This window comes from Paenibacillus sp. AR247, assembly GCF_002968895.1.
GTDB classification, from domain to species: Bacteria; Bacillota; Bacilli; order Paenibacillales; family Paenibacillaceae; genus Paenibacillus_AQ; species Paenibacillus_AQ favisporus.
Map to the genome: position 1 here is coordinate 1,044,415 of NZ_PCZT01000009.1, position 5,448 is coordinate 1,049,862.

The 5,448-nt window shown below is 51.5% G+C and carries 3 protein-coding genes and 2 pseudogenes; all 5 read right to left on the reverse strand.

The window, feature by feature from the left end; all coding sequences use genetic code 11:
• Positions 1-120: 120 nt before the first annotated feature.
• Positions 121-1,815, reverse strand: coding sequence for a type 2 periplasmic-binding domain-containing protein (locus CPT76_RS12930; protein ID WP_105443213.1), 1,695 nt, complete (start codon positions 1,813-1,815; stop codon positions 121-123).
• 114 nt (positions 1,816-1,929) lie between these two features.
• On the reverse strand, positions 1,930-2,880 hold the full coding sequence (locus CPT76_RS12935) for an ABC transporter permease (RefSeq protein WP_105443214.1): 951 nt from the start codon (positions 2,878-2,880) through the stop codon (positions 1,930-1,932).
• 606 nt (positions 2,881-3,486) lie between these two features.
• Entirely contained in the window at positions 3,487-4,257 is a 771-nt protein-coding gene (locus CPT76_RS12940) for a substrate-binding domain-containing protein (RefSeq protein ID WP_308737574.1), read from the reverse strand.
• Positions 4,258-4,387: 130 nt separating this feature from the next.
• A pseudogene (locus tag CPT76_RS41405) lies at positions 4,388-4,471 on the reverse strand (LacI family DNA-binding transcriptional regulator); the annotation flags it as partial.
• Positions 4,472-4,549: 78 nt separating this feature from the next.
• Positions 4,550-5,448: pseudogene (locus CPT76_RS12945) on the reverse strand (aldehyde dehydrogenase family protein); the annotation flags it as partial.

Here is a 5,448-nt window from a genome sequence, read left to right on the forward strand (position 1 = left end):
TCAAAAACGGAAGGACGATGGACAGGCACAGCAGCGTGATCAGCAGGTAGATTACGAAGATATATACTTTTTCACCCAGCGGCGTCCGGTAAAATGGCTTCATCCGCATGATCCTCCCATCTAGAATTTCAAATGCGTTTTAGCGTCGGCATTTTTCTGCTTCAGCAGTTCAAGGAACGCCTGCAGTCCGGAGGCATCCAGTTGCTTGGAAGCGGAGTCCAGGATCTTCTTCGCCTCATCCAGGTTTTTTGCGTAATACGCCCGAATCAGACTGTCGTCATAATTTTCGAACGCCGCCTTCAGCTCGGTTCCCTGATCAAATTCTCCGATGAAAGATAAAGGTGTGTAGCCGTCCACAACATTCGCTTGTTTGCGTTTGTCATCCCAGCCCCAGTAATCGGCGATTTTCAGCGCGCCTGCATTCACTTCCGGAGCAACCGCGTCGCCGTATTCCATTTCCCCGAAGTCGGCCATCCGGTCAATATCCGTCGATCCCAGCAGCTCACCCCAATAGTTACCGACACCTGCAAAGCCAAGCTTCTTCGCTTCCTCGGGATTGTTTTGCTTCAAATCCAAAATATCTTTGTTGGCAAGAGGGTTCCCCTTGGCATCCAGGGTGTAATCCCTGCCTTCAATCCCGTACTGCCACAGCAGCTTTCCTTCCCGGCTTGCCAGGAAGTCCGCCAGCTTCATGATGTCTTCCGGAGCTTTGGTCGTTGCAGGAATCGCCCAGGCCGAGTATCCGGATTTATAATCGACCTGCATTTGATAAGGACGGTCAACGTAATTGATCGGTCCCAGCGGCAGGTAATGCATATCGCGGTTAAACTCCTGATAATTGTGCATATCTCCGATAATTCCCCACCTTTCGTCCATCGTGAAAAATTCGGGATGCAGCAGTTTCTCGCTCAGGAGCTTTTGCACATACACGACTTTTTTCAGTGCATATTCGGTCTGGCTTTCATGCAAAATGTTACCTCCTGCATCCTTATTGATCCGCTGGTCGGCGCTGCCCCACTCCAGGTCGTTAAACAGGGCGCCGACCTCCTTGCCTCCCCAGTAAGAAGGACCGATCGGAACGACGTCCTTGCCGTTCTTATCCTTGAACCCGCCTGCCTTGATCTTTTGCGCAAGCTCATACAGCTTCTGGGTCGTATCAATCGTGCGCGGATCCACATGCAGAGCATCGGCAATATCCTTGCGGATATAAGGACCGCCGGCATATTTACGGGTCGAGTATCCGCCTTGTCTGGCGATATTCATATGGACGAAATAAGACGATCCGCCGAACTCCGGCCGGAACATGACGCCATACTTCGTGTCAAGCGGAAGGTAGTCGTCCTGCAGATATTTGCTGTAAATCTTCGTGTCCTTCATCAGCGGCGTAAGGTCCGTAAACATTTGCTCTCTGGCCGCTTTCAATACGACCTGCATTTCGGGCCGGCCGCTGTTGTTAAGATAGAATGTTATAAAATCGGGCAGGTCGTTCGACGCCAGCCCCGCAATGAGTCCGTCGATGGAATGGTCCGCCACCATGATTTCGATTTCCAGGTCGATGCCTGTCATCTCCTTCAGCTTGGCTTTGATCTCCGCATTCATATCCTCCGTATAGTCATCCGTCCCCATAAAGACAAGCCCTTTTACTTTGCGGTCCGCAATCCAAGTCGCAGGGTGATTTGCCGTACCCGCATCCTGATTAGCCGCCGTCGGTTCGCTGTTTGGACCGCTTGAATCATTTCCGCTGCACCCAACTAGAAGCATGGAGGCGATAAGCGGCATGGACAACATTTTGAACCACGTTTTCCCTTTCAGCATTTCGGCATCCCTCTTTTCAAATAATTGGTCAATGGCCTTTCCCCTGTCTTTACATGGATGCAATGCTGGATTCGATATGGACGCAATAATATTGTTGCAAAGCATATGGTATCGCTACCATACCGATGTATCAGAAACTCTTCTTGAGATACGGTTGGCAGTAACGACAAGGATCAATCCGATCAAGCCCTGCATTAATCCCACAGCCGTTGCATATCCGTATTGGCCGCCCTGAAGACCGATGCGAATGACATAAGTATCCAGAATTTCAGAGAGCTGCATGTTTCCCGGAGTTCTCAAGAGGTACAGCTGATCGAATCCGGCGGACAAAATATTACCCAGTGAAAGAATGAACAAAATGAGAATCGTTGGACGGATGGAAGGGAGAGTGATGTACCAATGTTCCTTCCACTTGTTCGCCCCGTCGATTTTGGCCGCCTCGTACATATCCGGATTGACGCCGGCGATCGCCGCCAAATAGATAATGGAGTCCCATCCGATCGTCTTCCATAAATGGCTGCCGAACATAATGGAATAGAAATAATTCGGTTCCATCATATAAAAGGTGCTTCCGTCCCCGCCGAAATAAGACACGACCTGGTTGAGCAAGCCGTTATCCGGAGCAAGCAGGCGTTGAGCAAGCCCCACGACCACTACCCAGGACAAAAAATGCGGGAGATAGGCGATGCTCTGGGCGATGCTGCGAAAATAACGGTTGCGGATCTCGTTGAACATCAAAGCCAGAAGGATCGGAAAAGGCAGGCCGATAAACAGCTTCATGCAGGATATGATCAAGGTGTTCTTGATGAGCATTGCGCTCTGATAATCATTGAAAAAACGCTCGAAGTACTTCAGACCGACCCACGGGCTTCCGAGGATTCCCGTATTGAACTTGTATTCCTTGAAGGCCAGGATCAGGCCGACCATCGGTATGTAGGAAAATACGATAAAAAAAGCGAGGCAAGGAAGCAGCATGATGTAGAGGTATTTATGCAGAAGAATGTTTTTCCATCGTTTGCCGGGTGTCTTTCCAGGTACAGCTGCTGTTTTCACCTGGGTTTGCATGGACTGGGATCACCTTCTTTTTTGTGGATGATTGCTGATGAACCGAAGCGGTGTCTTGCATGCCGCCCGTCACCCTTAATCGTTGTCATGATCAATGCATATCTGTTCTCTTAGGGCTGAATCCCCCCCTTTCACTAAGAATGGCTTTTCAATGTCGGCTTTAATTGGAATATAGTCTCTCAAGATGAGGTGTAAATCAAAAATGGTTGCACTTTTTGTAAAATATTACATTTCTGTGGTTGAAACCAAGAGCCGAATCCGATCCCGATCGATGGTTAGCATCGATATCTAAATCGTTATTGAGTGCGTATGGTAGCGATACCATATTAAGACTCTTCACTTCTTCTTGAAGCTTAGTAACATAAACTCGAAGCGAAACGGGCTTTGGACTCTCCCCCAAGGAACCGTGTCGTAACATGAGACTGGAAATGTGAGGTAAGCGCTTTACCTTGAAGAAATTATAATCTACTCCAGCATGAAAGCGCAATCATTATTTTTGTAATAAAATGTCTATGTTTGTAAAATGGTTGAAACTGCCTCATTATGTCGGGAAAAGCGATGGAATCATCGGGTGATCCACAATGGGAATCAACAAAAAAAGCGCCGTTACACGGCGCTGGTTGTTCCACGGACCACGAGTTCCGGCAGCAGAACCAGGCGCTGCTTGGAGGGCTTGCTTCCGTCGATTTCGCCTGTGATCAGCTGGACGATTTCTTTTCCCATTTGCTGAACGGGTTGGGCCACCGAAGTGAGCGGCGGATCGATAATTGTCGCCAGCACCGTGTTGTCAAAGCCCACGACCGAAACATCCTCAGGTACGCGCAGGCCAAGCTCCCGGGCAGCCTGCACGACTCCGATCGCCAGCAGATCGTTGCATCCGAAGATGGCGCTTGGCGGGTTGGAGCCGCTGAGCAGCTCCTTGGCTGTCGCCTTCCCTCCCTCTACATGAAACGGACTGACCGCCACCAAATTCTCGTCATAAGGGATTCCTGCTTCTTCAAGCGCTTTCCGGTAACCGCGAACCCGTTCCTTCGAGCTCATCACAGCCAAATCCTCCGCAATCACGGCAATGTTCCGGTGTCCGAGCCCAGTCAAGTGAGACGCAGCCAGATAGCCGCCTAAGTAATCGTCCACGAGCACGGTATCCACTGCAAGCAGCGGCATTTCCCGCGCGATGACGGCAACCGGAAGCTTGTATTTCATCAGCTGCTTCATCATGGCGTCGTTGCGGGCGCCAGTGGCGATGATGATCCCGTCGGCGCTCTTTTGCCGGAGAACGTTGACATACCTTTCTTCCCGGGTCAAATCGTTGTCCGTGCTGCATATGACCAGGCTGTATCCAAGCTCCTGGGCATGATCTTCGATGCTGCGGGCCAACTCGGCAAAAAACGGGTTCGCGATATCCGGGATAATAGGTCCTTTTCTTGGTCAAGGCGGATGCGACGACGCTCGGCTGGTAGTCGATCCGTTTCATCACGTCCTGCACATGCTTTCTTGTCTTGTCGCTGATCCGGCCGGTCTGGTTGATGACCTTGGATACCGTGGCAATGGACACGCCGGCTTCCCGGGCGATATCGTAGATCGTCGCCACCCTCGTTCCCCCTTCCTTAACGCTGCTCTGTACTCTAAGTATAGGGAAAGTTCCAGTCTGTGGCAATTTGCTCCATGATCAATAGCGGGCCACAACCATTTTCTTGCGGGTGTAGAATTCCACCCCGTCTTTACCGTTGGCGTGAAGGTCTCCGTAAAAGGATTTTTTGTAGCCGGAGAAAGGAAAAAACGCCATGGGTGCCGGTACGCCTACATTGACCCCAAGCATGCCGGCGTCGATCGATTCCCTAAACTCTCGAATCGCTTTGGCGCTGTCCGTATAGATACAGGCCCCATTGGCAAACTCGGACTTGTTGGCAATCGCTACGGCTTCCTGGAGGCTGTTTACCCGGACGACCTGAAGTACAGGCGCAAAAATTTCGTCCGTCCAAATGTCCATACCGGGAGCGGCGTGGTCAAAGATGGTCGGGCCAAGAAAATAACCTTCTGCGTTGGCCAAGACATGATCCCTGCCGTCCAATACAAGCTGAGCCCCCTCCTGTATCCCCTTCTCAATATATCCAATGGTCCGGCTCTTATGGGATTCCCGGATCACAGGTCCCAGGAAGGCATCCGGTTCCATACCGTCGCCTACGGGGATATTCTTGGCGGCTTCGGCCAGTCCGCTCACCAGCTCGTCGGCGATATCGCCGACGGCCACGACAACCGAGCAGGCCATACAGCGTTCACCTGCGGAGCCGAAAGCCGCGCTTGTGATCTCTTTGACCGCCAGCTTGAGATCGGCATCCGGCATGACGATGGAATGATTTTTTGCACCACCGAGCGCTTGTACCCGTTTACCGTGAGCCGCTGCCGTCTTGTACACGTACTCGGCCACAGGCTGGGAGCCGACAAATGAAATCGCCTTGACGTCTTCGTGCTCAAGCAAGCCGTTAACGACGTCATGTGCACCGTGAACGATGTTGAAGACGCCGTCCGGGAGCCCCAGCTTCTTGGAGCAGCTCCGCCAGCCGGTTC